This is a genomic window from Micromonospora sp. CPCC 206061, assembly GCF_036906915.1.
GTDB lineage: Bacteria > Actinomycetota > Actinomycetes > Mycobacteriales > Micromonosporaceae > Phytohabitans.
In genome coordinates, this window is record NZ_JBAKHX010000004.1 from 1 (window position 1) to 26,247 (window position 26,247).

The window sequence follows — 26,247 nt, forward strand, 5'->3', positions numbered from 1 at the left end:
GCGCGCCGCCGCCCGCAGACCGCACAAAGCGGAGGGAGCGCAGCGACCGGAGCGACTGCGGTCTACAGGGCGGCCTTGAGGCGCGCGAGCCGCCGAGCCGCAGGCGAGGCATCAGGCACAGCGCGCCGCCGCCCGCAGAAAGCTAGCCGTAGTGCTCGTCGTGCGCCTGGCGAGGGCCGCAGACCGAGGCGCGGCTGCATGAGCAGCGCGAGCCGTCGGCGTCCATGCGCACGACCACCGAGTCGCGGGGCACGCTGTGGCCGACCACCCGGCCATCGCCCTCGGGCGTAGAGACGCGGGTGCCGATCGCCGGCGCCGATGCCTGAAACTTCTGGTACAGGGGGTGCTCGTACTTCAGGCAGCACATGAGCCGGCCGCAGGCGCCTGAGATGCGCAGCGGGTTGAGCGGCAGGTCCTGGTCTTTTGCCATCCGGATGGTGACCGGCTCGAAGTCGGTGAGGAAGGTCGCGCAACACAGGTCGCGGCCGCACGAGCCGATCCCACCCTGCACCCGGGCGGAGTCGCGCGCCGACAGCTGGCGCAGCTCAACGCGGCAGCGCAGCGTGGCTCCCAGGTCGCGCACCAGCGACCGGAAGTCGACCCGGTGCGGTGCGGTGAAGTAGATGGTGGTGCGCGCGCCGCTGGTGCCGCCGCCGCCCTCCTGCACGTGGTCGATGGCGACAACCTTCATCGGCAGGCCGTGCTCGCGGATGAGCCGCTTGGCGGCCACCTTGGCCTCGGCCTTGCGCTTGCGCAGGGTCTCGTCGCGGCGCAGGTCTTTGTCGGTGGCCATGCCGGCCAGGCGCGGAAAGCCCACCGTGTCCTCGTCGACCCACTGCGCGGCCCACACGCACTCCGCCACCTCGGGACCGTCGTCGGTCGGCACCAGCACGTGGTCGCCGACGTTGGGACGGAGCTCACCTGGGTCGAGGTAGTACAGGCGGCCGTACCGGTTGAAGCTGACCGCGCACAGCATCCCCATGCATCACACCCTACGACGCGCCATCGGTTTACCAGAAGGCGAGCCTTTCGGACTATCCGGCTGGTACGTACGAATAGGACAGGGCCGCGTGCCGCAACATCACCGCTGAGCCTTCGTTGGGTCCGGGCATACACCCGCGATTCGCGGAGGTCGCACACATGCTTCTGGTCAAGATCGCTGCCGCTGCCGCTGCCGCCGTTGCGGGCGCCGTCGCTGTCGGGCCCGCACCAGCCACGGCGAGCGAGCCTTGCACGCCCCCGTACGCGGCCGGCGCCGGTGCCGAACTCGTCCGCCTCGACGCGCTCGACCTGCGCCCGCTGGGCCTGCCCATCGGGCCGGTCGCGGACGTCCGGCTCGCGTCCACCCGCTCCGGATTGGCGGCCAACAGCCCCATCAACGCCGCGGCGGTCGCCCGGTACCTCGACGCGAAGCTGGTCGGCGTGCCGCTGCCGGCCGGCCCGCTCTCGACCTCGGTGTACCAGCAAGCACCGCCACGCAACCCGAAGCCCGCCATGGCGCACGCCATCCGCAAGGATCTCGGCCTCGTCAGGGCTGGCACCGGCAACCTGATCGCGCACGCCCGCGGCACGTCGTGCGCCTCCCGAGCGGGCGAGGTGACGTCTTCGAGCGCCCAGGTCGCGGGCGCGGAGATCCTGCCCGGGCCGGGCGGCACCGCCCTGGTGCGCCTGCCAGCCAACCTGCGCGGCCGCACCAGCACCGGCCTGACGGAGGAGAGCGGTGCCGTCCGGTCCATCGCGACCGCCGCGGCCGGGCTCGCCGACATCCGCCTCTTCGCCGGCACCCCGACCGAGATCGCTATCAAGGTGATCAAGTCACCCATGCTCACCGTGATCGCTGGCGGGACGGCGTCCACCACGAGCGTCCGGTACACGTCGCCGCTGCTGGAGATCTCCGGGCCGGGCATCGCAGCGCGCCGGATCGACGCGCCTGGCGAGACCGTCGACCTGGTGCTCCCACGCACGACCGGCGGCGTCGACGCGGCACGGGTGAACGCCAAGGCACAGCGACTGCCACTCGTGGCCGGCGACCCGCTCGTCGAGACGCTCGGCGCACTGCACCCCGACCGGCTGCGCGGCGCCACTGGCCGCGAGGAGACCGGACCACTGACGCTGCCCGCCCTCTCGGGCCTGCCCAATCCGGGAGAGCTCGTCGCGGGCGGGGTGCTGCCGGTGCTCGGTGGAGAGGCCTCGATGATCCGGATCACGCTCGGCGACGTGCGCAGCGAGATCACCGAGCAGTCGGCGCGGGCACGCGCCGCGTCGCTCCGGATCCAGGTGGCAGCCGGGGCCAGCGTCGTCGACCTCGCCGTCGGCGACCTGGACGCCGTCGCGTTCGCACCGGCTCCGGCTGGCAAGCCTGTGCCGCCAGGCGGCGGCGGACTGCCGATCACCGGCCGGAACGTGGGGATCGTGGCCGCCGCGGGCGCGCTCCTACTCGCCGCTGGCGGTGCCCTGATCGCGACCGCACGGCGGGTGGGCGCCAAACACAAATAACGGGGGCGAGGGCTGGCCCAATCGGGTTGGGTCAGCCCTCGGTTCGGACCATTCGCGGTCGGACTTACGGATGAATCATGGAACCGGCCCACGACAAACGCGACCCTTCGGCGTTGAGTGGGATGTCCACAGACCTGCGGGGGGTGCAGGAAAGGGCCACGGCGCCGCGCCACTTTGTTTGAGCGCGGCGCCGTCGGCATTTCATCGGCCCTGGTCAGAGCCTTATTCGCGTGGTCGAGTCGATCGACGGCGCACCCGCCTCGGGCGGCCGGTAGGGCAGCTCGGCCAGCTCGACATCCCAGTCACGCATCAATGCCTCAAGCCGGTCGTACGCCTCGTCGACGGCCGCGAGCACCTCGGCCGCGATCTCCGCCGCCGCGACCGCCGACTCCAGACCCACCGGCTCGGTCAACACGGTCACCGCCTCAGCCGAGCCGAGCAAAGGCACCAGCGCGCGAGCCACCGCACCCCGGCTCTCCCGCACCCACCCGGCAACCGCCTCCCCGTATGCCTCCGTGGTGGACAGCTTGGCGGTCAGCCCATCGAGGTGCCCGGCCAGTGCCGCTTGGTGCGCCGCGAACACTTCCGCACCGGCGCCTTCCCACGAGCCGCGCACCGAGACGGCGGTGCACGCGTCCGCGTACTCCTCGATGAGGCCTTGGAACGAGGGCGGTGCGGGGCGCAGCGAGAGCACCGCGCTCAACGCCGCGCCCGGGAGCGCGCCGAGACGGCGCAGCAGCGGCCAGATCCGATGATCTGCGGGGGCGCCGGCGTGCGCGAGCACGCCGTCTACGCGGTCGAGCAGCCCGGCGGCCGCCGGCGCCACCTGGTCGAGCGCGTCCATCACGGCACCTCCGGCTGGCGCTGGCGGGCCGCCTCGTCGACGCCGGCATAGTCGGCGGCGACGGCGCGCAGCGTGCCGGCGGCGTCAGCGATGCGCGCGCCGGTCGCCGCGGCCTCACGTGCCCGGGCGCCGATCGCGCCGACCCACTGGCCGTGCAGCACGCGGCCCAACTCGCCGAGGCGCCCAGGCGCACCGGCAGCCAGCGTGTCAGGCGACGGCTCCAGGCTCATCAGCCGGCCGCTGGCGGCGGTCAGCGACTCGGCAGCGGCGTCGAACCGGCCGGCGAGCTCGCGCAACGCGTCCACAACCGACCTCCCTCAGGCCTCGCCGATCCGCCGGTAGTCGGCGAACATCTCGGTGTGCAGCTTGTCGCGCGCCCAGCGCGCCGCGTCAGCAGCGGCGGTCACGGCGGCATGGATCGAGCGGGACAGCTCGGCGTTGCTACGGCCGGCGAGCTCGCCGACGACACGCACATCGGTGATGTCACCACTCGCGGTGACGGCGATCTCGACGAGGCCGTCGGGCGAGCGCACGGTCACCTCGAGCGCCTGCGCCGCCTTGTCGAACTCGGCACGCAGCGACTCGATGCGCCGGTGCCGCTCGACCGCCTCTTCGATCCAGGCTTCGTCGATCTCCCGCGCCATCACCAGACCGTACCGGTGCCACCACGCTTCGCGCTGCCCCGCGCCATCCCGCGACACGCCGACAGACGGCGTAGGCGAACTGAGTGCGGTCAGCCGCGCCACAAGGAGAGCATCATGGCCTCTACGGCGATGCGGGGCTTGACGTTGACCTCGATGGCGTCGCGGCACGCGAGCACGGCCTCCAGCCGCCGCAGGGTGCTCTCCGCCGTCCACTTCTCGGCCGCCGCCGACGCCAGCTGCTCGGTGTCGGCGTGCACGACCGCCACCGGCGCGCGCATCTTCAGCGTCAGCACGTCGCGGTAGAAGCCGGCGAGGTCGACCAACGCCCGATCGAGCGCGTCACGCTGAGCCCGGGTGGCGCGCGACTTCTGGCGGCGTTCGAGGTCTTTGAGCTGGCCGGCGGAGCCCCGCGCGGCACTCGCGGCGCCCCTGCCGGTGCCGCCGGCTCCGAGTGCGGTCTCCAGCGCGGAGCGTTCGGCCGCGTCGGTCTCGGCGACCGCCGCTTCGGCTTCGGCTTCGGCGGCCGCGATGAGGGCGGACGCCGCGTCGAAGCACGCGCCCACACCGGTCAGGCGCCGCGGCACGGCGAGCACGGCCTCGCGGCGCTTGCGTGCCTCCGGGTCGCGGGCGAGCCTGCGAGCCCTGCCGACGTGGCCCTGAGCGGCCGCGGCGACCCACTGGGCCACATCGGGCGAAACGCCGTCGCGGCTGGCAAGCACACTGGCGATGGCGGAAGGCGGCGGCTGGCGCAGCGGTATCACGCGGCAGCGCGACCGGATGGTCACGGAGATGTCGTCGGGGTGCGTGGACGGCGTGCACAGCAGGAAGACGGTGCGCGGCGGCGGCTCTTCGATGGCTTTGAGCAGCGCGTTTCCGGCGGCCTCGGTGAGGCGGTCGGCGTCTTCGATCACCAGTACCTGCCAGCGCCCGCCCGATGGCGCGCTGGCCGCCCGCAGCACGAGCGCCCGCATGTCGCTCACGCCGATGGAGAGCCCTTCCGGCACGACGAACCGCACGTCGGCGTGGGTGCCGGCGAGAGTCGTGTGGCAGCCGTGGCAGTCGCCGCAGCCGACGCCGGTGGCGCACTGGAGCGCAGCGGCAAACGCCCGCGCGGCGACCGAGCGTCCGGACCCCGGCGGGCCGGTGAAGATCCAAGCGTGGGTCATGCCCTGACCGGGCGTGCCCTCGATGATGGCAGCGGCGGCGGCCGCCGCGTGGCGCAGCACGCCCACGGCCTCGTCCTGGCCCACGAGATCGGCGAAGACGCGACTCACTGCCTGTCGACCTCCGCGAACGTGTTGAGCGCGTCGGTGACCTGCTCAGCCGGCGGCGGTGGCGGCGGCTCTGGCAGGATGTCGCCGACCCGGTCGACGACCAGGGCGGCGATCTCGCCGGCCGGTTGGGTCGCGTCGACCACCAGGTAGCGCTTCGGGTCGGCATCGGCGAGGTCGAGGAAGGCGTATCGCACCCGGTCGTGGAACGCCACCGACTCGCTCTCCAGCCGGTCGGCACCGGCACCTCGGGCGGCCACGCGCTCGAGCCCGGCGCGCGGGTCGATGTCGAGGAGCACCACCAGGTCGGGCTTGAGGCCGCCGGTCGCCCAGGACGACAGCCACGACACCTCTTCCACCGGCAGCGTGCGGCCGGCTCCCTGGTACGCCAGCGACGAGTCGACGTACCGGTCGCTGATCACGACCGCGCCCCGGGCGAGCGCCGGCCGGACGACGGTGGCCACGTGATCTGCGCGGTCGGCGGCGTAGAGCAGCGCCTCGGCACGCGGTGCGAGGCCGGCGCCGCTGTGCCGGCCGAGGACCAGGCTGCGGATGCGCTGCCCAACCTCGGTGGCGCCCGGCTCGCGAGTCACCACGACCTCGTGCCCGCCGCGACGTAGCGCGTTGGCCAGCGCGGTGACCTGGGTGGACTTGCCGGCGCCCTCACCGCCCTCGAAGACGACGAACACGCCCTGTGGCACGAACTTCTCGCCCGCCGACAGCGGCCGGCCGCGGATGGAGCCCCAGAGGTCGGGCAGCACCGGCACGCCGGGCTTGTCGTCCATCTGGCGGAACGCGCTGATGCCCGTGAAGATCCCGAACAGGCCGGCGGCGAGCAGCAGCAGCCGGGTCGACGATATGGAGATGCCGAGGTCGGCGATGGTGAGCTGGCGCGAGCCACCGAGGCCGACGAGGCTGGACGAGAGCGCGATGGCGAGCATGAGCACGACCCGCACCGCCGTTTGCACGAACGCGAACACCCGGCCGCGCACGTCGTCGCCGACCTCACCGCCGAGCAGTGTCACGCCGGACAGGAACGCCATGCCCGCGCCGGCGCCGACCAGCAGCGCGCCGAGGATCGCCATAGTCAGGTGGATCGACGTGGCCAGGACCAGCACCGACGCGCCCGCCAGCACGATGCTCATGCCGAACCACCGCCGGCGGGACAGGTCGCGCACCACCGCGGGGCCCAGCGCGATCCCAACGCCCAGACCAACGAAGAGCGTGCCGAAGAGAAGGTAGAACGCGGCGTCACCAGCGTTGAGCGACTTGGCGAAGAACTGCGCGGTGCCGATGACGATGCCACCGCCCGCGAAGGCGCCGAGGATGCCGAGCACCAGCCCGCGCACCAGGGGCGTCTGACCGACGTACTTCCAGCCCTCGACGAACTGCCGCAGCATGCTGTGCTGCTCGGTACGCGGCCCGGCCGCCCGGCCGCTGATCTCCTTGATGCCGACGAAGACCACGAGAGCCATCGCGAGGCGGGAGAGCGCGTTGAAGTACAGCGCCAGGTTTGAGGCCTCGGCCCACTCGGGTGGCGTGGTGCCACCGGCGCGGGTGACCCGGTCGAGGGCAGCGATGCCGAGGCCGGCGAGCACCGGCGTGACGCCGTACGTGGTGATCAGCGTGAGCTGGTTGGCGATCTCGAGCCGGGCCTTGGGGATCAGGTTGGGGACCGCGGCCTCCTTGGCCGGTATCCACATCAACGTGACCGTCTCGATGAGGAACGTGGCGATGGCCGCCCAGCCGATCGTGATGCCGGGGGCCTCCGTGAAGAGGGCCACCGCCGGGATCGACGCGAACAGCACGAACCGCAGCAGGTCGCAGACAACCATCGTGAGGCGCCGGTCGAAGCGGTCGGCCATCACCCCGGCCACCGGGCCCAGCACCAGGGCCGGCAGCAGCCGCACCGCGATGACCGAGCCGAACGCGAGACCCTTCGCCGCGCTGCCGCTGACCTGAGCCGACGCGAACGTGGCGGTGGCGAGCAGGCCGAGCCAGTCGCCCAGGGACGCCACCCCGGTGACGACCCACAGCCGCCGGAACGGCCGGATGCGCATTACGGACCGTAGGGCCTTGAAGCCGGACAGGTCTACCTGGGTGGAGGACGCCTTTTTGCGCGCACCGCCACTCTCCGTACCGGATTCTGTCTCGATGGCCCCGCTCCTCTGCTGCCGGCTCACACTCTAAACGCGGTGCCTGACGGGTTGACTCCTGCCACCATTACGCGAAGGTATTTCGCATTAGCGCCTACTCCCAGTAGCGTGCTCGTGTGACATCGGAACGCGCCGCCCTCCGCGACCGCCTGGACCGGGCGACCGCGCACCTCGATCCGCCGTTCGCGGTCGTCGACCTGGCCGCGTTCGACGTAAACGGGGCGGCGATCGCACGCCGGGCCACCGGCAAACCGGTGCGCGTGGCGAGCAAATCTGTGCGGTGCCGCACCCTGCTCAGCCGGGCGCTCGCTCAGCCGGGCTGGCACGGGGTGATGTCGTTCACCCTGGCAGAGGCGATCTGGCTGGTCCGCACCGGGGTTACCGAGGACGCCCTGGTGGCGTACCCCACCGCCGACCGCGGCGCGGTCGGCGAGCTGGCCAAAGACGACGAGCTGGCCGCGACCGTCACCCTGATGGTCGATTCACCCGCCCAGCTCGATCTGATCGACGCGGTAGCCGCTCCCGACCGGCGCGCCGAGATCCGGGTCTGCCTCGAACTCGACGGCTCGTGGCGGCCGTTCGGCGTGCACATCGGGGTCCGGCGGTCACCCGTGCACACCGCCGCCGACATCGGCGCGCTCGCCGCGCACGTGGCCGGGCGGCGCGGATTCCGGCTGGTGGGGCTGATGGCGTACGACGCGCAGATCGCCGGGCTGGGCGACGCGCCGCAGCGGCAGGCGGTACGCGGTGCGGCCATCCGCGCGATGCAGCGCCGCTCGTACCTGGACCTGCTGCGGCGGCGCGGCGCGGCCCTGGCAGCGGTACGCCAGCACGCCGACCTGGAGTTCTTCAACAGCGGCGGCACCGGCAGCGTCACCGCCACCGGCGCCGACCCGGCCGTGACCGAGGTGACCGCCGGCTCGGGCCTCTACGGCCCGGCTCTCTTCGACGAGTACCGGGGGTGGCGCCCCACGCCAGCTGCGTTCTTCGCCCTGTCGGTGGTACGCCGACCGGCAGACGGCATCGCGACGCTCGCCGGCGGCGGCTGGATCGCGTCCGGCCCACCCGTGCGCAGTCGCCAGCCCCTCCCGTGGCTGCCCGAAGGGCTGCGACTGGTCGGATCGGAGGGCGCCGGCGAGGTGCAGACCCCGGTGCGCGGTCCGGCAGCCGCCGACCTGAAAGTGGGCGACCGGGTGTGGTTCCGTCACGCCAAGGCCGGCGAGGTGTGCGAGCACGTCAACAAGCTGCACCTCGTGCGAGACGGCGGGGTCGTCGACACCGTCCCCACGTACCGTGGCGAGGCGCAGGCGTTCCTATGAGGGCGGGGTGTCGACGTGCCGGTGCAGGTACTCCCGGATCAGCGTCTTGGACTCGTGCAGCACCGCCGCGTCGCCGTCCACGTCGCGCCGGAACGCCAGCTTGATCAGCGCGTCGGCCGCCTCGACGGCGATCTCCAGCGCGAACCGCAGCCGGGGCTCGTCGGTCACTCCGAACTGACCCACCAGCACATGGGCCAGCCGCTCGGCGATCACGGCGTTGTTGTCGCGCTCCTCGTCGAGCAGGTGGACGTCGACCACGTCGCCGAAGTGCAGCGTGCGAAACCCGGGCACCGTGCGATGCATCGCGATGTACTCGTCGATCGCCGCGTCGACGCCGTCCCACCAGTGATCGAACGACGCGTCGGCCCAGCGCGCGGCGAGCCGCTCCAGGTAGGCCTCCATGTTGCGGAGGGTGAGCGCCTGGACGATGGCGCGCTTGTCGGGGAAGAACTGATAGACCGAGCCGATGGCGACCTCGGCCCGCTCGGCGAGCAACGTGGTCGTCAGACCTTCGTAGCCCACCTCGTCGACCAGCTCAGCGCATGCGTCTAGCATGCGCTGCACCCGTGCGACGCTCCGCCCCTGAACCGGTACCCGGCGCAACGGCCCGCTGGTGACGGCTGAAGTCGACACTCGGCGCCACTCCCTTTCGACGGTGAGAACCTTACTCAAAATAACGAGCGAGGCGTTTACGCAGTGTCGCTGCGCTGATATGAATGTTACTCATATTTGTGGGGAGGGACACTATGAGCCTGGTAGCGGCTGCCGGTGGCGGCGCGTGACCGCGACGGTCTGGCGGAACTGGGCTGGCAACCAGAGCGCGACAGCAGTCACGGCGTTACGCCCCGCGAGCGTGGACGAGGTGGCGGCCGCCGTGCGCGACGCCGCCTCCAGCGGGCGCCGGGTCAAGCCGGTGGGCAGTGGTCACTCTTTCACTGATATCGCCGTGGCCGAAGACGTACGCCTGGAACTGTCGGACTTGCGTATCACCCCATCGGTCGACGCCAGCGCCAAGCTGGTCACGGTGCCGGGTGGCATGCCGCTGCGCCAGCTCAACGCCCTGCTCGCCGGGCATGGGCTGGCGATGCCCAACCTCGGCGACATCGACGCGCAGACCGTCGCCGGTGCCATCTCCACCGGCACGCACGGCACCGGCGCCGGGTACGGCTGCCTCTCCACCTTCGTTGCCGGCCTGACGCTGGTCACCGGCACCGGCGAGATCCTGCACTGCGACCCCCAGGAAAACCCCGACGTCTTCGGCGCCGCCCGGGTCGGCCTCGGCGCGCTCGGCGTCATCACCGATGTGACGCTACGCTGCGTCGACGCTTTCGTGTTGCACGCCGACGAGCGCCCCATGCCGCTTGCCGACGTGCTCGCCGGCCTCGACGGGTACGTCGCCGGCAACGACCACTTCGAGTTCTACTGGCTGCCCTACACCGGCCGCACCCTCACCAAGCGCAACAACCGCGTCGAGGCCAACGACCGTCCCCTCTCCAAGCTGCGCGCCTGGTGGGACGACGACTTCCTACAGAACACCGTGCTCGGTGCCCTCTGCCGCGTCGGCGGCGCGGCGCCCGCGCTGGCACCGGCCATCTCGCGTGCCGAGGCCCGCGTGCTGTCGCCCCGCGTCTACACGGCCCGCTCCGACGCGGCCTTCGTCAGCCCGCGCCGGGTCCGTTTCACGGAAATGGAGTACGCCGTGCCGCGCGCCGCCCTCCCGGAGGCTTTCGCCGGGCTGCGCCGGGTCATCGACACGCTCCCGTTCAAGGTGCTGCTGCCGGTGGAGGTGCGGTTCACCGCCGCCGACGACATCTGGCTGTCGCACGGCTTCGAGCGAGACGCCGCGTACATCGCGATCCACCAGTTCGACGGCGCCGAGTACGAGCCGTTCTTCCGGGCCTTTGAGCAAGTGGCACAGGGTCTCGGCGGCCGACCGCACTGGGGCAAGCTGCACTACCGCGACGCAGAGTCACTCCGCCCGGAGTACCCACGGTTCGACGACTTCCTGGCCGTCCGCGACCGCTTGGACCCGGCTCGCATCTTCCAGAACGCCTACACCACGCGCGTGTTGGGCGCGTAGAACCTCGCTACTCCGCAGACCCTGTGGCCTTGCGCGCGGTCGCCTTCTTTGGCGCCGCCTTCTTGGCCGCGGTGGTCTTCTTCGCAGCCGTCGCCTTCTTCGCCGCGGTCTTCTTCGCCGCGGTCTTCTTCGCCGCGGTCTTCTTGGCCGCCGTCTTCTTGGCCGGAGCCTCGCCCTCCGCGGGAGCCGCCTTCTTCGCCGCCGCCTTCTTGCGCGGCTTCGCCGGGCCGCGCGCCCGCCGGTCGGCCAGCATCTCCGAGGCCTGCTCGATGGTCAGCTCTTCGGGGGTCTGGTCGCGGCGCAGCGACGCGTTGGTCTCGCCATCGGTGACGTATGGCCCGAAGCGGCCACTCTTGATCACGAGCGGCTTCTCGGTGAGCGGGTCGGTGCCCATTTCGCGCAGCGGCTCGGCGGCGGCCCGGCGCTGGCGGGTCTTCGGGGCGGCCAGCAGCGCCAGCGCCTCCTCCAGCGTGACCGTGAAGATCTTGTCTTCGGAGTCGAGCGACCGGTAGTCGTCGCCGCGCTTGACGTACGGGCCGTAGCGGCCGGCTGCGGCGAGGATCTCCGCGCCCTCCGGGTCGACACCGACGACGCGCGGCAGTGTCAGCAGCTTGAGCGCCTCTTCGAGGGTCACCGATTCGGGCGACTGGGACCGGAGCAGCGAGGCGTTCCGGTCACCGGTCGACACGTACGGGCCGAACCGGCCGGACTTGAGCACGACGGGTTCACCGGTTTCGGGGTGCTCGCCCAGCTTGCGCTCGCCGCCACCGCCGAGGAACAGCTCGTTGACCTTCTCCGGGGTCAGCTCGTCGGGCGCCAGCCCTTCGGGGATGGAGACCCGGTCGTCGCCGTTGTCCGCCGAATCCGAGGCGTCGGGCAGGGCACGCTGGAGATACGGCCCGTACCGGCCGACGCGCACCACCACGTCGCGCCCGTCGTCGTCGCGGAAGAGCGGGATCGAGTTGACGCTGCGGGCGTCGATGTCGCCGAGGTTCTCGGTGACCATCTTCTTCAGGCCGCCGGACCGGGCGATGGAATGGTCGTCACCCGTCGGCGCGCCGAAGTAGAAGGAGGTGAGGAAGTCGACCGCGGCGCCGTCGCCCGCGGCGATCTCGTCCAGCTCGTTTTCCATCGCGGCGGTGAAGTTGTAGTCGACGAGCCGCGGGTAGTGCCGCTCCAGCAGCCCCACGACCGCGAACGCCAGGAAGCTCGGCACCAGCGCCTGGCCACGCTTGGAGACGTAGCCGCGCTCCTGGATCGTCGCCATGATCGACGCGTAGGTCGACGGGCGCCCGATGCCCAGCTCTTCCATCTGCTTGACCAGCGACGCCTCCGTGTAGCGGGACGGCGGCTGGGTGTGGTGCCCGGCGGCGGCCAGCTCCTCGGCGGTGAGCGGCTGGTCCTTGACCAGGATGGGCAGGCGCCGCTCCTGGTCCTCGGCCTCGGCGTCCTCGTCGTCGGAGGACTCCACGTAGGCCCGGAGGAAACCGGGGTCGGTGATGGTCTTGCCCGTGGCGCCGAAGTCGGCCTCTTCGCCAGAGGTGGAGACGGCCCGGATGCGCACCGACACCGACGAGCCGACCGCGTCGGTCATCTGGGACGCGATCGTGCGCCGCCAGATCAGCTCGTAGAGCCTGAACTGCTCAGGGGGGAGCTCCTTGGCGACCTCGCCGGGGGTGCGGAAGTTGTCGCCGGCCGGACGGATCGCCTCGTGCGCCTCCTGGGCGTTCTTGACCTTGCCGGTGTACCGGCGAGGCTGCGGCGGGACGCTGCCATCGCCGTACAACTCGGCGATCTGACGGCGCGCTGCGGCCAGCGCGGTCTCCGACAGGTTCACCGAGTCGGTACGCATATAGGTGATATAGCCGTTCTCGTACAGCTTCTGCGCGATGCGCATCGTGTCCTGCGACGACAACCGCATCTTGCGGGCCGCCTCCTGCTGGAGCGTCGACGTGATGAACGGCGCGTACGGCTTGCGGCGGTAGGGCTTCTCCTCGACGCGGGTCACAGTGAACGGCCGCCCGTCGAGGCGAGCGGCCAGGCCACGGGCGCCGTCGGCGTCCAGGTGCACCACCCCGGCACCCGGCCTCACCTGCCCCGTGGTGGGCTCGAAGTCCTTGCCGGTGGCGATGCGGTCACCGTCGAGCGCGATCAGCGTCGCCCCGAACGTCCGCGCGCCCTCGACCTTGCCCTGGACGGCAAGCGTGGCGGCGATGTCCCAGTACTCGGCGGTGCGGAACGCCATCCGCTGCCGCTCGCGCTCCACCACGATCCGGGTGGCCACCGACTGCACCCGGCCGGCGGACAGGCCGGTGCGCACCTTCTTCCACAGGACCGGCGAGACCTCGTACCCGTACAGCCGGTCGAGGATGCGGCGGGCCTCCTGCGCGTCGACCAGGTCTCGGTCGATCTCGCGCGGGTTGGCGATGGCCGCCTGGATGGCCGGCCGGGTGATCTCGTGGAAGACCATCCGGCGAACTGGCACCTTGGGCTTCAGGGTCTCCACCAGGTGCCAGGCGATCGCCTCGCCCTCGCGGTCCTCATCGGTCGCGAGGAAGACCTCGTCGACCTCCTTGACCAGCGACTTCAGCTTGGTGATCTGTTTGCGCCGGTCAGCCGAGACGATGTAGAGCGCAGCGAACCCGTTGTCGACGTCGACACCGAGCCGCGCCCACGGCCGGTCCTTGTAGCCCGCGGGCACCTCGTCGGCGTTGCGCGGCAGGTCGCGCACGTGTCCGAAGCTGGCTTCCACGACATACCCCGGACCGAGATAGCCCGAGATCGTCTTGGCCTTCGCCGGTGACTCGACGATGACCAGACGGCTGCTGGCGTTGCTCGGCACTTCTCTCCTGACCTCAGGGTGGTTTTGTCCGTACCCGGCGGTACCAGAACCGCGGGCCAGATGTCCAACGTAACGCGCCGTCCGCCCAACGGGTTGCGCGGACCAGACGGCGACACCGTACACCGAACTGCAATAGTGACGTCGCACACCGCACCGGGCAAACAACCGGACTCAGTGGCGAGCCTCAATCTGTCGGGGATCAGACAGGCCAATCGGCCTGCGGCGCAGGCGCCGGCCGTTCGCCCACCAGCTCCGCGAGGCGCGCCAGCCTCCGCCGGCCGGTTATCCGGTACGCCGGACCGCCCGCCCGCGGACCCAGTAGCGCGGCGGCCAGCCCCACCCCGGCGAGCGCCGCGCCCACCGCGTCCCAGCACGCCTCGTCGGCCTCACCGAGCCGCAGCACGTACCCGGACGTGTCCGGCCGCCCGGCGCCGGCCACCCACATCCGCAGGCGGGGACCGCTGAGGAAGAACCCGGCTGGCGGGCGCTTGCTCCCGGAGCGCAGCCAGGCCGTGGCCAGGGGTGCCAGCGCGGAGGTGTACGACGTGCGTACCGCCAGGTGTCCCTCGACCGTCGCGGCCTCCCAGGTGGCCGCCAGGCCGCGCACAGCCAGCTCCGCGGCCAGCACGTGTACCCGCCAGGCTGCGTCCACCACGATCGAGACGCGGGCGGTGCCACCCATCCGGACCACCTCACCTGTGCCGGCGAGGAGGCCGGCCAGGTCAGCCGGAGTGGGGTCGTGGGCTTCCACCCCGAAGAGCGAGAGCTGCCGGGCGCCGTCGGACGGACCGGGGCTCAGCGACACTCCGGGACCTCGTCGAAGGCCTTCTTCAGCTCGGGCGAGTCCAGCGAGCTGGTGTCGAGGGCGCTGCGGTTGTACTCGGTGGTCAAGGTGCTCATGACCGTCTCGACACCGTCGTAGAACGGGTCGGCGCGGCCCGCGTCGAGCTGCTCGATGCCCAGCTTCGCCTTGCTGTAGGCGTCCCGCACCGCCGTGAGCGAGTCGAGGAATCCGCCGGCCACCTTGTCGCCGTCGTCCACGTCGGGGACGCCCGCCTCTTTGACCTGGCTGCGGGCCTTCTCGCTGGCCGCCTCGGCCCCGCCGAGCAGGCGTACCAGGTTTTCCTTGGCCTGGGCTGGCGTGGTCTTGGCAGTCATCTGCTGCTGCGTACTGCTGGTCAGGTTGCTGATCTCGGCCCGCCACGGCCCGAGCGCCTGGCACACCGAGGCCGCCCACACCTGGGGCGTCGGCCCGCCCGCACAGGCCCCCAGCAGGAGCGCGAGCGCCGTCGTGGCAGCCGCGAAAACGGCACGGGGCGTACGCATGCGTTGCAGCGTAGCGGTTTTGCAAGGTCGCCTCGTCATCCGTTTTTGAACGGCAAGGGCCCCCTCCGCTGACGGAGAGGGCCCTGGCCTTGGCACGTGATCAGACGTTCACGGTCTCCGGTTCATGGTCCGTGGCACCACTACCGGCTTTTCCCGAGCCAGCACCCGAGGAGCTGTCGACAGCGATCGGCTTGCGCTTGCTGAAGATCACGGCCACGACCACGACCGCGGCCGCCGCCAGGGCGATCGTGATGCGCAGCGCGTCGTTTTCGTCGGTGCCGACGGTCCAGGCCACGACGGCAGGTGCGATCAGCAGCGAGACCAGGTTCATCACCTTGATCAGCGGGTTGATGGCCGGGCCGGCGGTGTCCTTGAACGGGTCACCCACGGTGTCGCCGATGACCGTGGCGGCGTGCGCGTCGGAACCCTTGCCGCCGTGCGCGCCGTCCTCGACCAGCTTCTTGGCGTTGTCCCAGGCGCCACCCGAGTTGGCCAGGAAGACGGCCATGAGGACGCCCGTTCCGATCGCGCCGGCCAGGTACGAGGCCAGCGCGCCAGCGCCGAGACCGAAGCCCACCGCGATCGGGGCCATGATGGCCAGCAGGCCAGGGGTCACCAGCTCACGCTGCGCGTCCCGGGTGCAGATGTCGACCACGCGGCCGTACTCGGGGCGCTCGGTGCGATCCATGATGCCGGGGTGCTCGCGGAACTGCCGGCGCACCTCCATCACGACCGCTCCCGCGGAACGGGAGACCGCGTTGATGGCGAGGCCGGAGAAGAGGAACACCACCGACGCGCCGATGATCAGGCCAACCAGGTTCTTCGGGTTGGCCACATTGAGCGCGTCCTGCAGGTAGTCGGCCGGGTCACCCACGCCGGCGTCCGCGAGCGCGGTACGGATCGTGTCGGTGTACGAACCGAACAGCGCGGTCGCCGCCAGGACGGCGGTGGCGATCGCGATGCCCTTGGTGATCGCCTTGGTGGTGTTGCCGACCGCGTCGAGCTCGGTGAGCGTGCGGGCACCCTGCTCGTCGATGTCACCGGACATCTCGGCGATGCCCTGGGCGTTGTCGGAGATCGGGCCGAAGGTGTCCATGGCCACGATCACGCCGACCGTGGTCAGCAGACCGGTGCCGGCGAGCGCCACCGCGAAGAGCGACAGCGTGATCGAGCCACCGCCGAGCAGGAACGCGCCGAAGACGCCCGCGGCGATGAGCAGCGCCGAGTAGACCGCCGACTCCAGGCCGACGCTGATGCCCGCGAGGATCACGGTGGCCGGGCCGGTCTCCGAGGTCTTGCCGATGTCGCGCACCGGGCGCCGGTTGGTCTCGGTGAAGTACCCGGTCAGCGCCTGGATGGCGGCGGCGAGCACGATGCCGATGACGACCGCGCCGATGGCGACCGTGCGCGGGTTGCCGTCGAGGTCCGGAACGTCGCCGAACTCCGCGAAGTCGCTCGGCAGGTACGACCAGGCGGCGATCGCCACGAGGATGGCGGCGAGGCCGGCGGAGGCGTAGAAGGCCCGGTTGATCGCGGTGAGGCCACTGCGGTCGGAGGCGCGGAGCCGGGTGATGAAGACGCCGATGATCGCGATGACGACACCGATGCCCGAGACGATCAACGGGAAGACCAGGCCGTCCTCGCCGAAGGCCGCACGGCCCAGGATGAGCGCGGCCACCAGGGTGACCGCGTACGACTCGAAGAGGTCAGCGGCCATGCCGGCACAGTCACCGACGTTGTCGCCCACGTTGTCGGCGATCGTGGCGGCGTTTCGCGGGTCGTCCTCGGGGATACCCTGCTCGACCTTGCCGACCAGGTCAGCGCCCACATCCGCGGCCTTGGTGAAGATGCCGCCGCCGACCCGCATGAACATCGCGAGCAGGGCGGCGCCGAAGCCGAAGCCCTCCAGCACGGTCGGCGCGTCGCCCTTGTACATGATGACGACGAGCGCGGCACCGAAGAGGCCGAGGCCCACGGTCAGGAAGCCGACCACGCCGCCGGTGCGGAACGCGATCTGCATCGCCGCCTCGCGGCCACCCTCGCTGGCCCGGGCCGCCGCGGCGACGCGCAGGTTGGCGCGGGTCGCGAGCGCCATGCCGGCACCGCCGATGAACGCGCTGAACAGTGCGCCCACGACGAAGAACGCCGACCGGCCGATCTTGACGAGCGTCTCGTTGCCGTCGGTGTGGTGCACCGGCAGCAGGAAGAGCAGCACGACGGCCAGCACGACGAAGATGCTGAGGGTCTTGAACTGGCGGAACAGGTACGCCGACGCGCCTTCCTGCACGGCGCCGGCGATCTCCTGCATGTTGTCGGTACCCTTACCGGCCGCCAGCACCGCTTTGACCAGCGCGGCGGCGAAACCGAGCGCCACCAGCGCGATCACTGCCGCGACGATGACGAACGTAAGGTTGGTGTCGGTAAGGGACAGACCGCCGCCCTCGGCGGCCAAGGTCCGGGACATCTATGTCCTCCTGTGCCGTTACGATCAGCGCCCGCCGGCGGACGAACCAGCGAAGCGACTCCTGGGCGCCCGCGCGCCAGGGCTTATGAGCAGGTAACCCGGGTACTCTAGCGGCACGTCGTGTTCATGGTCACACCGCCCACCAGGTGTGTGACGGTGACGAGCGCCGCTGTGTTAGCCCGTTACCGGTCGACGGGCCACACCATCCGCACCTCGGTGCCAATCCCCTCGTCTACGGGACGCACCTGGAGATCATCGACGAAACCCGCGAGCAGGGCAAATCCGACACCTACGGTGAGCGCTTCGTCGGTGAGCGACTCGTTCGCCAGCTCATCCGGCGGCAGCGCCGCGATGCCGAGCCCGGCCTCGATCGGCGCACGGTCGATCACACGAACCGTGTATCGCTCCTCGTCGCTCATCTCCACCGTCACCAGGTCGGCCAGGCCGTACTGCTGGTGGAGGGCGACCGCCCGGGTGCACGCCTCGCCGATCGCCAGCCGCACCTCGTCGAGCAGCTCTTCGGCGACCCCAGCGCGGCGGGCGACCGCCACACCGACCAGCCGGGCCGTGCGCACGTGCACCGGCGCCGGCGAGAAGGCGAGCCGTACGGTCGACATCACGCCTGCGGACCGGACGCTTCCGTCGCCGCCTTCACCGAGGAGTACAGGGGAAACACCTGGTCGAGGGCGGTGATCCGGAAGATCTTCAGCAGGGGTTCCTTATCGCACGCCAGCGCGAAGCTGCCGCCCACCGCGCGCAGCTTCTTGAGCGCCCCAACCAGCACACCGAGCCCGGTGGAGTCGAGGAAATCCACGCGGTTGAGGTCGACTACCACGTGGTGTGAGCCGCTGTCGATCAGCTCGACGAGCCGCTCCCGCAGCCGCGGCGCGGTGTAGACGTCGACCTCGCCGCCGACCTCGAGCACCGTGTGCTCGGCGATGGTGCGGGTCGCCAGCGACAGCTCCATCGGTACTCCTCCTGGCGGACAGCTTCTGGGGGGAATCTAACCATTGACCGGACCGTGATGCTGCGCCATGGGTCGGTCGTTTGGGATTTCCGCACACCAGTGCGAGAGTGCTGGGGTGACTCTTGTCGCCGAGCCGGCCGAACTGCTGCGTCGGCTACGCCCCGACGCCGTCACACACGTCGAGCGGGTGCCGGCCAGCCCTGGCGAGACAGCACCATGGCCCGGCTGGGCCCCGGCTGCGCTCCGGGAGGCGTTCGCCGCGCGCGGGGTCGCCGCACCCTGGCGCCACCAGGCCGAGGCAGCCTCGCTGGCGTACGCCGGCACGCACGTCGTCGTCGCGACCGGCACGGCGTCCGGCAAGTCCATGGCATACCAGCTGCCGGCGCTCGCGACCCTGCTAGCCGACCCGCGCGCTACCGCGCTTTACCTCGCGCCGACCAAAGCGCTCGCCGCGGACCAGTTGCGCGCCGTCGCCGCGCTCGACATCGATGGGGTACGCCCGGCGTGTTACGACGGTGACACGCCCCGCGAGGAACGGGAGTGGGTACGCCAGCACTCCCGTTTCGTCCTCACCAACCCGGACATGCTGCACTTCGGCATCCTTCCCGGCCACGCGGCGTGGTCCACGTTCCTGCGCCGGCTCGCCTTCGTGGTGATCGACGAGTGCCACACCTACCGGGGCGTCTTCGGCTCGCACGTGTCCCACGTGCTGCGCCGGTTGCGCCGGGCCGCCGCCCGGTACGGACGCAGCCCGGTCTTCGTCCTGGCCTCGGCCACGTCGGGCGATCCGGCGGAGTCGGCCGAGCGCCTGATAGGGCTGCCCGTCACGGCCGTCACCGACGACGCGTCGCCGCGCAGCGGGGTGACGTTCGCGCTGTGGGAGCCGCCGCTGCTCGAATCGGCCGCTGGCGGCGACGCCGCCCCGGTCCGGCGTTCCGCCCTCCGCGAAAGCGCCGACCTGCTCACCGAGGCCGTGGTCAACGGGGTACGCACGCTGGCGTTCGTGCGGTCCCGGCGCGGCGCCGAGGTCGTGGCCACCACCGCCCGGCGCTCCCTCGACGAAGCGGTCCCCGGGCTCGGCTCCCGGGTCGCGGCGTACCGCGCCGGCTACCTGCGCGAGGAACGCCGCTCATTGGAGCACGCGCTGCTCTCCGGTGAGCTGCTGGGCCTCGCCTCCACCAACGCACTGGAGTTGGGCGTCGACCTGGTCGGGCTCGACGCGGTCGTGATCTGCGGATACCCGGGCACCCGCGCGTCGTTGTGGCAGCAGGCCGGCCGGGCGGGACGGTCGGGCCGCGAGGCACTGGCTGTACTGGTCGCACGCGACGACCCGCTCGACACCTATCTCATCCACCACCCCGAGGCGCTCTTCGGCCGGCCCGTCGAGGCGACGGTGCTCGACCCCGGCAACCCGTATGTGCTGGCGCCCCAACTGTGCAGCGCCGCGTACGAGTCTCCGCTGACCCGCGCCGACCTCGCCCTCTTCGGCCCGTCCGCGCCCGACGTGGTGGCCGGCCTGGTCGCCTCCGGCACGTTGAGGCAGCGCCCCAGCGGCTGGTACTGGACCCACAAGCAGCGCCCCGAGGTCGACCTGCGCGGCACCGGCGGCAACCCGATCTGCGTCGTCGAGTCGGCGACGGGTCGGCTGCTCGGCACCGTCGACCCCGGCTCGTCGCACTTCATGGTCCACCCCGGCGCCGTGTACCTGCACCAGGGCGTCTCCTATGTGGTCGACGAGCTCGACCTCGACGACGCGGTCGCGCTTGTGCACCAGGAGGAGCCCGACTGGTCCACGCACGCCCGCGACGTCACCTCGCTGTCGGTCGTATCTGTTCGCTCCTATGTCGACGCCGGTCCCGTCGGCCTGTTTTTCGGTGACGTCGACGTGACCAGCCAGGTGGTGTCGTACCAGCGCCGCAAGCTCGGCTCCGGCGAGGTCATCGACACCCGCCCACTCGACCTGCCCTCCCGTGAGCTGCGCACCACCGCGGTGTGGTTCACACTCTCACCGGCCTCATTGGACGTTGCCGGCGTCGACGACGTACCGGGCGGCCTGCACGCCGCCGAACACGCCGCGATCGGCCTGCTCCCCCTGGTCGCCACCTGCGACCGGTGGGACATCGGCGGGCTCTCCACCGCGTCACACCCCGACACCGAGGCACCGACCGTGTTCGTCTACGACGGACACCCGGGGGGTGCCGGCTTCGCCGAGCGGGCGTACGGGATCGCCGCGTCGTGGCTCCGCGCCACCCGAGACGCGATCGCGGGCTGCGCCTGCGAGACCGGCTGCCCGTCGTGCGTCCAGTCTCCGAAGTGCGGCAACGGCAACAACCCTTTGGATAAGGCCGGTGCGGTGAAGGTCCTGGACGTGGTGCTCGCGTCCCTCCCACGTTCCGCCGATCAAGACCAAACGCACGTGGCCTGATCTCCGATCCACCACATTTCTCCGATCCAGCCGCGTTCGCCTGCGACTCCCTCCCTACCTCGCCCGCGCTCGAATCGGGCCGGCCCGGGCCTCCTTGCGGACGGTGCGGGTCATCCCCGGCAGCGGCGTCACCTTCACCTCCACCGCGAGGATCACGTCGAACCCTTCGACCACGCAGCGGGTGAGTCGGCCACCGTTGCGGCCGACCAGGTCGGCGGCGCGCCTACACGCGACCTCCTCGCCCTCGACGACCCGTGCGGCGCCGGCGAGTGCGCCGAGGTCAGCGGCCGCCTGCGCCTGGTGCTTGGCCACCCGTGCGGCCCCAACCGCCGCGCCAGCAAGACCAGCCACGACGAACACGAGCCCGATCGCCAGCACCCACAAGGTGGCGGCACCCTCATCCCTTCGAAACCGCGCTGACCAGATCATGGGCTGGCCTCCGGAGGGCCGGGCTCCAGCGCCGCCGTCGCGGTGGCGGTGACTGTGGTGCTGGGCAAGCGGGCACCGAGCGCCCGCACCGAGGCGCGCACCGTCGCTACGACCACGTCTCCGTCCACAAAGATCGAGACCGTCGCTCCGGGCGGCCCAGTGCGTTCGGCGGCAGCCACGCCGGGCTCGCCGCGGGCGACGGCGAGTGCGGCTTCCCGCGCCGCGTCGACGCACTGCGCCTTCGTGGTGACGGCGCCGACCGCGGTGAGCCCGACGAACAGCAGGAGCATCAGCGCCGGCAGCCCGGCCGCCAGTTCGGCGGTGAAGGAGCCGCGCTCGTGGCGACCGCCCCGGCAACGGCAGCCGTGCCGTCCAGCACCGGTGCGGTGGCGGCCGCCGTGAACGAAGCACCGGCCGTTGCTGCGGCCGGACCGCCGGCGCCGGCTCACTTCAGCGCCCGATCGATCACGGTGGTCAGAGCGTTCTGCACGCCTTCACTTGTCAGTACCTTGAGCAGGACTCCAGCGAAGGCGACCGCGGCGAGCGTGCCCACGGCGTACTCCGCCGTGTTCATTCCGTCGTCTCCCCGTAGCCGGACCCTCAGTCTGCGCACGACGGTTCCCCTTTGTCTCGAATGGTTTTCAGAGCACGTCACCGAGCACGGCGACGATCACCGGCACCAAGCCGGCGAGAATGAAGGCGGGCAGGAAACACAGCCCCAGCGGCAGCACGATCAACACACCGGCGCGGCGCGCTGCCGCCTCGATGGCGACGGCCCGGTCGGCCCGCAGGTCATCGGCCAACCTGGTCAGCGCGCCCGCCAGGGCCGCGCCGCTGGCAGCCGCGCGCACTGCGGCGCCCACCAGACGCTCAGCGCCGGCCACAGTGGACAGGTGCGACCACGCCTCCGCCGGCTCAGCGCCCAGCCGCAACGACCGGGAGACGGTCGCGAGGCGCTCCCCGAGTGGACCGCCGATCGCCTCGGACACCGCCGCGACCGCACCGTCTACCGGAGCGCCGGCGCGGAGCCCGGCCGCGATCAGGTCGGCCGCCAGCGGCAGGTCGGCCACCTCGCGGAGGCGGCGCGCCCGGGCGGCGGCAGGCTCCAGCCGGCGTAGTAGCCGTTCGAGCACCACGACAGCCACGCACCCGGCTGCCACGCCAGCCCAGCCGCCGACGAAGACCACGACCACAAGCCCGCCAAGTACAGCTCCGACCCATGTTTTGCGATCGGTCCTGGGCTGTGCCGGGCCGACCGGCCTGTGCCGCAGCTGTGGGCGATCGAGGCGCATCACGGGGTGCCACCGAGCGCGAGTGGGCTGGCAAGGCGGTCGGCCCAGGTCAGGCCCGCGACCTGGAGCACGATCGCGCCCACCGCGCATGCGGCGCCGACCGGCGTGTGGAGCAGGACTGCGAGCGGGTCGACGCCGATCCCGTAGCCGAGCGCGATGCCGCCGAGAGGCAGACCGGCGAGCAGCCACGCGGTGGCGCGGGCGCCAGCGGCCTGAGCAGCTGCCGACGAACGGGCTCGGTCGGCGGCGCGCAGGTCGGCTTCGATCCGCTCGACCAGGTCGGCGAGCGGCGCGCCGGTCTGTTCGGCCAGAGTCCAGGCGGCTCCAGCCAACTCGGCGACGCGTGGATCGTCGAGAGCCGCCGGGGTCGTGGCCGCTGGCGGCAAGCCGGCGCGCAGGTCAGCCGCCAGCGAGCACAGGGCGTCGACCGTGCGTGACCGCCGGTGGACCACAGCCTGAGCGGCGCGGCGGCGACCGAGCGCCCGGACCGCCAACGCGCCGTACGCGCCAAGAGCCAGCGCGGCGACCGGGCCGCCCAGTACCACAGTGCCGACCGCACCGACCGCGACGTATCCCATGAGGACCCGGCTGCTCGGCAACGCGGGCGACCACCGGAACCCGCGACGGCGCTCGCCCACGAGCCGCGTCCACCGGGCCGGCTGTGGCACGCTGACAACCACGGCCGCCAGGACCAGGCACCCGGCCACCACCCACCATTGGGGCGTCATAGCGCGACTCCACCCGCGAGCACGGGCGGCACGGGGACCGAGCGCACGACGAAGAGACGCGCCAGTGCCGGAGCCGCCGCCGCGAGACCGTATCCCCGGCGCCATGCCGGCACGACGGTGACCAGGCGGTCGGCGCCGGCCGGCGTGAGCAGGCAAATCTCGTCGAGTACGCGGCCTCGGGCGGTGCGGCGGACGTGCAGGACCACCTGGAGCGCCGCCGCCACCTGGGCGTGCAGCGCCGCGCGTGGCAGGCCGCCGAGCAGCCCGAGCGCCTCCAACCGGGCCGGGACGTCGCCGGGTGAGTTGGCGTGCAGAGTGCCGGCACCGCCCTCGTGGCCGGTGTTGAGGGCGCCCAACAGGTCGACCACCTCGGCACCGCGACACTCGCCGACCACGAGCCGGTCGGGGCGCATCCGGAGCGCCTGCCGGACCAGATCGCTCAGGCCGACAGAGCCAGCTCCCTCCACATTGGAGGTGCGTGCCTGTAGGGCAACCACGTGCGGGTGGACGGGGCGCAGCTCGGACGCGTCTTCGACCACCACGACGCGCTCGGTGGACGGCACCAGGCCGAGCAGCGTGTTGAGGAGCGTCGTCTTTCCGGAGCCGGTGCCGCCGGTCACCAGGTACGCCAGCCGAGCCGCCACGACGCCCGCCAGCAGCGGCGCGACCGCCCGCGGCACGGTGCCCTGGTCGACCAGCTCGTCGAGGCGGAACGGGCGCTGCCGGAACGTACGCAACGACAGGTACGGGCCTGTGGTCGCGACCGGAGGCAACACCGCGTGCAGGCGGGTGCCGTCGGGCAGCCGCGCGTCGACGTACGGGCAGGCGTCGTCGAGCCGCCGGCCGCAGCCCGCCGCGAGCCGCTGCGCCAGCTTGCGCACCTCGTCGACGCCACCGACCACCGAGGACACCCGCTCCAGCCCGGCACCCCGGTCGATCCACACGTCGCGACCGTTGACCAGCACGTCGGTGACGTGGGGGTCGGCGAGGAACGGCGCGAGTGGTCCGGCTCCGACGAGGTCACTGTGGACTCGGGTGGCGAGGCGCAGTACCGCTGAATCACCAAGCACCGCGCCACCAGGCTCCTCGCGCACCGCCGAGACGACCGCGGCGCGTGTCGCATCGACGCCCTCGACGGCGAACCGGCGGCGCACCCGTCCCGCGAGATCAGCCTGGGTCGTCATGCGCGGGCCTCGCGCGTCTCGCGCATCAGGTCGGCCACGATGCGCTGGCACAAGCTCGCGAGTGGCCCGCGCCCGCTGGACGCCGGTGCCTCACCACGCTCCAGCGCACGAACGATCGCCGATTCTGGCCGCAGCGTGCCGGCCAATGGCACGTGGAGCTGCTCCACCATGTCTTTCGCCTTGAGCCGGCCCGGTGACGGCCCGCGCACGATCAGGGAAAGGTCGACACAGTGCGTTTGGACAGCCGCCACCACCCTGGCCGCGGCGAAGGCGGCGCGCAGCTCAGCCGGCACGACGAGGAAGGTGCGGACGGCAGCCCCCAACGCCACCACAGCCGCGTCGTCGAACTGCCGGGGCAGGTCGACCACCACCAGATCGCAAGCGCGCCGACCGGCGTCGAGGATCGCTGACATGGCCTCGGCCGGCAGGGCCAGCAGCTCGCCGCGATCCCACGAAAGCACGATGAGCCCGCCCCGATTGGGAAGGGACCCGACGAGCGCCGCGGCGTCGATGTGGCCGTCCGACTCGCTCAAGGCCGGCCACCGCAGGCCGTCGATCTCCTCCCAACCGAGCACCAGGTCCAGGCCGCCGCCCAGCCGGTCGGCGTCGATGAGCAGCGTGCGCAGTCCCGCCTTCTTCGCCGTCACGGCCAGCCCACCGGCGAACACGCTCGCCCCGGCACCACCCCGACCGCCCACCACCGCGACGACGACGCCCCGCGGCACCGCATCCAGCGCGCTGGCCGGTTGTGAGAAGCGGTCGACCAGCCACGGCTCGGCGGACGGCAGCACGGCGACATGCTCGACGCCGAGCGGGTCGCTCAGCTCCCACGCGACGCTCGCGTGCTGAGGCGAGGAAACGATGACGACGCGTGGGCGTCGCGGCAGGCGCGCCTGTAGGCAGGGCCTGGCCTGGTCGACGCCGATCAGGACGAAGGGTGCCGCCGCATACCGCGGACGAGCGTTTGCCGGATCGGGCGCCAGGTCGACCTCGCTCCCGCCCGCGGCGGCCAACCGGAGCAGGTCGTCAAGCAGATCGTCGTCGCTGGTCACCACCAGCGGACGGCGCGGGACGAAGATCGCTGGCATCGTGCCTCCCACGGCGGGTGTCGGGTACGGCACACACCGTGGCGCGGAACACCACCCGCACTGATGCCAAAACCCGCCGCCTGTGGACGACGCAGCCAGCTGTGGAAAACGGCCGCGCGGCTTGTAGATCTGCTATGTCAATCGACATAAGCCGGGCGCGACCAGACTCAACCCATGAAGATCCACATCGTACGGACGATAAGGAGGGACGGCCCCAGAAGGGGACGACCCCCGCCGGGGGGAGCCTGGTCGGGTCAGTGACTGAGTAGTGGCGAGTGCCGTTCTGCGCGGTCAGACGCATCGGCGGTGTTGTCGATGGTGATCGACATTGGCCGTGTAGAACGGCGTTCGCTGACTATCTGCTGACTCCTGATGGTGCGCGGCTGACGCCGCTGTGTGGCTTACCGCCCCGGGCCGGAGGTCCGGGGTGGCTTCCCGTGGCGGCGGCTTGCCGCGCACTGCTGGAGCTGCGGGGCGGGATCTCCTCGGTCGGGCAGGCTCGCCCCTGCCCGAGGTTCTCCGGCCGGGTCAAGGCTCGCCGGAGGCGACCGCGAAGCGGCTTGGCCTTGGCGCGGTCGGAGGTTCTCGGGCAGCCGTCTCGGTGCACGGCCGAGGAGATCCCGCCGGGTGACCGTCCTTCCTGTATCTCCGAGGGAGGGCCGGGGTCCGGGGCAGAGCCCCGTCTGTGACCG

24 protein-coding genes are annotated in these 26,247 nt (G+C 71.7%); 4 read left to right on the forward strand and 20 right to left on the reverse strand.

Annotated elements, in window-relative coordinates; translation table 11 throughout:
• Nucleotides 1-142: 142 nt before the first annotated feature.
• The gene (locus V6V89_RS04300) at nucleotides 143-982 is read right to left on the reverse strand and encodes a PSP1 domain-containing protein (protein WP_334617612.1); all 840 of its coding nucleotides are present in this window, start codon (nucleotides 980-982) and stop codon (nucleotides 143-145) included.
• A gap of 158 nt (nucleotides 983-1,140) precedes the next feature.
• Between V6V89_RS04300 and V6V89_RS04305 the strand changes: the two genes are divergently transcribed.
• A complete protein-coding gene (locus tag V6V89_RS04305; RefSeq protein WP_334617613.1) occupies nucleotides 1,141-2,496 on the forward strand; it encodes a hypothetical protein in 1,356 nt (451 codons plus the stop codon).
• Nucleotides 2,497-2,710: 214 nt separating this feature from the next.
• Here V6V89_RS04305 and V6V89_RS04310 read toward each other — a convergent pair whose 3' ends face one another.
• The 5 genes from V6V89_RS04310 to tmk all read right to left on the reverse strand — a co-directional run bounded on the left by V6V89_RS04310 (nucleotide 2,711) and on the right by tmk (nucleotide 7,315).
• Complete coding sequence (locus tag V6V89_RS04310) at nucleotides 2,711-3,340, reverse strand: hypothetical protein (RefSeq protein ID WP_334617614.1); 630 nt, start codon at nucleotides 3,338-3,340, stop codon at nucleotides 2,711-2,713.
• Complete coding sequence (locus V6V89_RS04315) at nucleotides 3,340-3,645, reverse strand: hypothetical protein (RefSeq protein ID WP_334617615.1); 306 nt, start codon at nucleotides 3,643-3,645, stop codon at nucleotides 3,340-3,342. Before V6V89_RS04315 ends, V6V89_RS04310 begins: the two co-directional genes overlap by 1 nt.
• Nucleotides 3,646-3,657: 12 nt before the next feature.
• The gene (locus V6V89_RS04320) at nucleotides 3,658-3,984 is read right to left on the reverse strand and encodes a YbaB/EbfC family nucleoid-associated protein (RefSeq protein WP_334617616.1); all 327 of its coding nucleotides are present in this window, start codon (nucleotides 3,982-3,984) and stop codon (nucleotides 3,658-3,660) included.
• An 89-nt stretch (nucleotides 3,985-4,073) separates the two neighbouring features.
• The gene (locus tag V6V89_RS04325; RefSeq protein WP_334617617.1) at nucleotides 4,074-5,258 is read right to left on the reverse strand and encodes a DNA polymerase III subunit delta'; all 1,185 of its coding nucleotides are present in this window, start codon (nucleotides 5,256-5,258) and stop codon (nucleotides 4,074-4,076) included.
• A complete protein-coding gene (tmk, locus tag V6V89_RS04330; protein WP_334617618.1) occupies nucleotides 5,255-7,315 on the reverse strand; it encodes a dTMP kinase in 2,061 nt (686 codons plus the stop codon). The genes V6V89_RS04325 and tmk overlap by 4 nt, the downstream gene beginning before the upstream one ends.
• Nucleotides 7,316-7,527: 212 nt before the next feature.
• On the opposite strand from tmk, the gene V6V89_RS04335 reads away from it, so the two are divergent.
• A complete protein-coding gene (locus tag V6V89_RS04335) occupies nucleotides 7,528-8,730 on the forward strand; it encodes an amino acid deaminase/aldolase (protein ID WP_334617619.1) in 1,203 nt (400 codons plus the stop codon).
• Here V6V89_RS04335 and V6V89_RS04340 read toward each other — a convergent pair.
• The gene (locus V6V89_RS04340) at nucleotides 8,725-9,363 is read right to left on the reverse strand and encodes a TetR/AcrR family transcriptional regulator (RefSeq protein ID WP_334617620.1); all 639 of its coding nucleotides are present in this window, start codon (nucleotides 9,361-9,363) and stop codon (nucleotides 8,725-8,727) included. The two genes, V6V89_RS04335 and V6V89_RS04340, sit on opposite strands and share 6 nt — an antisense overlap.
• A gap of 145 nt (nucleotides 9,364-9,508) precedes the next feature.
• Here V6V89_RS04340 and V6V89_RS04345 point away from each other — a divergent pair, with 145 nt between their 5' ends.
• On the forward strand, nucleotides 9,509-10,810 hold the full coding sequence (locus tag V6V89_RS04345; protein WP_334617621.1) for a D-arabinono-1,4-lactone oxidase: 1,302 nt from the start codon (nucleotides 9,509-9,511) through the stop codon (nucleotides 10,808-10,810).
• Between the two features lie 7 nt (nucleotides 10,811-10,817).
• On the opposite strand, the gene topA is transcribed toward V6V89_RS04345, so the two are convergent.
• The 6 genes from topA to V6V89_RS04375 form a co-directional block, all read right to left on the reverse strand.
• Entirely contained in the window at nucleotides 10,818-13,652 is a 2,835-nt protein-coding gene (topA, locus tag V6V89_RS04350; RefSeq protein ID WP_334617622.1) for a type I DNA topoisomerase, read from the reverse strand.
• A gap of 199 nt (nucleotides 13,653-13,851) precedes the next feature.
• The gene (locus V6V89_RS04355; RefSeq protein WP_334617623.1) at nucleotides 13,852-14,457 is read right to left on the reverse strand and encodes a hypothetical protein; all 606 of its coding nucleotides are present in this window, start codon (nucleotides 14,455-14,457) and stop codon (nucleotides 13,852-13,854) included.
• The gene (locus tag V6V89_RS04360) at nucleotides 14,448-14,978 is read right to left on the reverse strand and encodes a hypothetical protein (protein ID WP_334617624.1); all 531 of its coding nucleotides are present in this window, start codon (nucleotides 14,976-14,978) and stop codon (nucleotides 14,448-14,450) included. The genes V6V89_RS04355 and V6V89_RS04360 overlap by 10 nt, the downstream gene beginning before the upstream one ends.
• Nucleotides 14,979-15,078: 100 nt before the next feature.
• Complete coding sequence (locus V6V89_RS04365) at nucleotides 15,079-17,442, reverse strand: sodium-translocating pyrophosphatase (RefSeq protein WP_334617625.1); 2,364 nt, start codon at nucleotides 17,440-17,442, stop codon at nucleotides 15,079-15,081.
• Between the two features lie 182 nt (nucleotides 17,443-17,624).
• Nucleotides 17,625-18,062 (reverse strand): ATP-binding protein, encoded by a 438-nt coding sequence (locus V6V89_RS04370; protein ID WP_334617626.1) that lies wholly within the window; start codon nucleotides 18,060-18,062, stop codon nucleotides 17,625-17,627.
• Nucleotides 18,059-18,409 (reverse strand): STAS domain-containing protein, encoded by a 351-nt coding sequence (locus V6V89_RS04375; protein WP_334617627.1) that lies wholly within the window; start codon nucleotides 18,407-18,409, stop codon nucleotides 18,059-18,061. The genes V6V89_RS04370 and V6V89_RS04375 overlap by 4 nt, the downstream gene beginning before the upstream one ends.
• Nucleotides 18,410-18,476: 67 nt before the next feature.
• On the opposite strand from V6V89_RS04375, the gene V6V89_RS04380 reads away from it, so the two are divergent.
• On the forward strand, nucleotides 18,477-20,834 hold the full coding sequence (locus V6V89_RS04380) for a DEAD/DEAH box helicase (protein ID WP_442935062.1): 2,358 nt from the start codon (nucleotides 18,477-18,479) through the stop codon (nucleotides 20,832-20,834).
• Between the two features lie 54 nt (nucleotides 20,835-20,888).
• On the opposite strand, the gene V6V89_RS04385 is transcribed toward V6V89_RS04380, so the two are convergent.
• The 7 genes from V6V89_RS04385 to ssd all read right to left on the reverse strand — a co-directional run bounded on the left by V6V89_RS04385 (nucleotide 20,889) and on the right by ssd (nucleotide 25,519).
• Nucleotides 20,889-21,263, reverse strand: a complete 375-nt coding sequence (locus V6V89_RS04385; protein ID WP_334617629.1) for an Rv3654c family TadE-like protein — start codon at nucleotides 21,261-21,263, stop codon at nucleotides 20,889-20,891.
• Entirely contained in the window at nucleotides 21,260-21,577 is a 318-nt protein-coding gene (locus V6V89_RS04390; RefSeq protein WP_334617934.1) for a TadE family type IV pilus minor pilin, read from the reverse strand. Before V6V89_RS04390 ends, V6V89_RS04385 begins: the two co-directional genes overlap by 4 nt.
• Nucleotides 21,578-21,708: 131 nt before the next feature.
• Entirely contained in the window at nucleotides 21,709-21,837 is a 129-nt protein-coding gene (locus tag V6V89_RS04395; RefSeq protein WP_334617630.1) for a DUF4244 domain-containing protein, read from the reverse strand.
• 67 nt (nucleotides 21,838-21,904) lie between these two features.
• Nucleotides 21,905-22,555 (reverse strand): type II secretion system F family protein, encoded by a 651-nt coding sequence (locus V6V89_RS04400; RefSeq protein WP_442935069.1) that lies wholly within the window; start codon nucleotides 22,553-22,555, stop codon nucleotides 21,905-21,907.
• Nucleotides 22,555-23,283: a type II secretion system F family protein gene (locus V6V89_RS04405; RefSeq protein ID WP_442935063.1), complete on the reverse strand. Its 729-nt coding sequence runs from the start codon at nucleotides 23,281-23,283 to the stop codon at nucleotides 22,555-22,557. Before V6V89_RS04405 ends, V6V89_RS04400 begins: the two co-directional genes overlap by 1 nt.
• Nucleotides 23,280-24,467 (reverse strand): TadA family conjugal transfer-associated ATPase, encoded by a 1,188-nt coding sequence (locus V6V89_RS04410; RefSeq protein ID WP_334617631.1) that lies wholly within the window; start codon nucleotides 24,465-24,467, stop codon nucleotides 23,280-23,282. The genes V6V89_RS04405 and V6V89_RS04410 overlap by 4 nt, the downstream gene beginning before the upstream one ends.
• A complete protein-coding gene (gene ssd / locus V6V89_RS04415) occupies nucleotides 24,464-25,519 on the reverse strand; it encodes a septum site-determining protein Ssd (RefSeq protein ID WP_334617935.1) in 1,056 nt (351 codons plus the stop codon). The genes V6V89_RS04410 and ssd overlap by 4 nt, the downstream gene beginning before the upstream one ends.
• Between the last annotated feature and the right edge of the window lie 728 nt (nucleotides 25,520-26,247).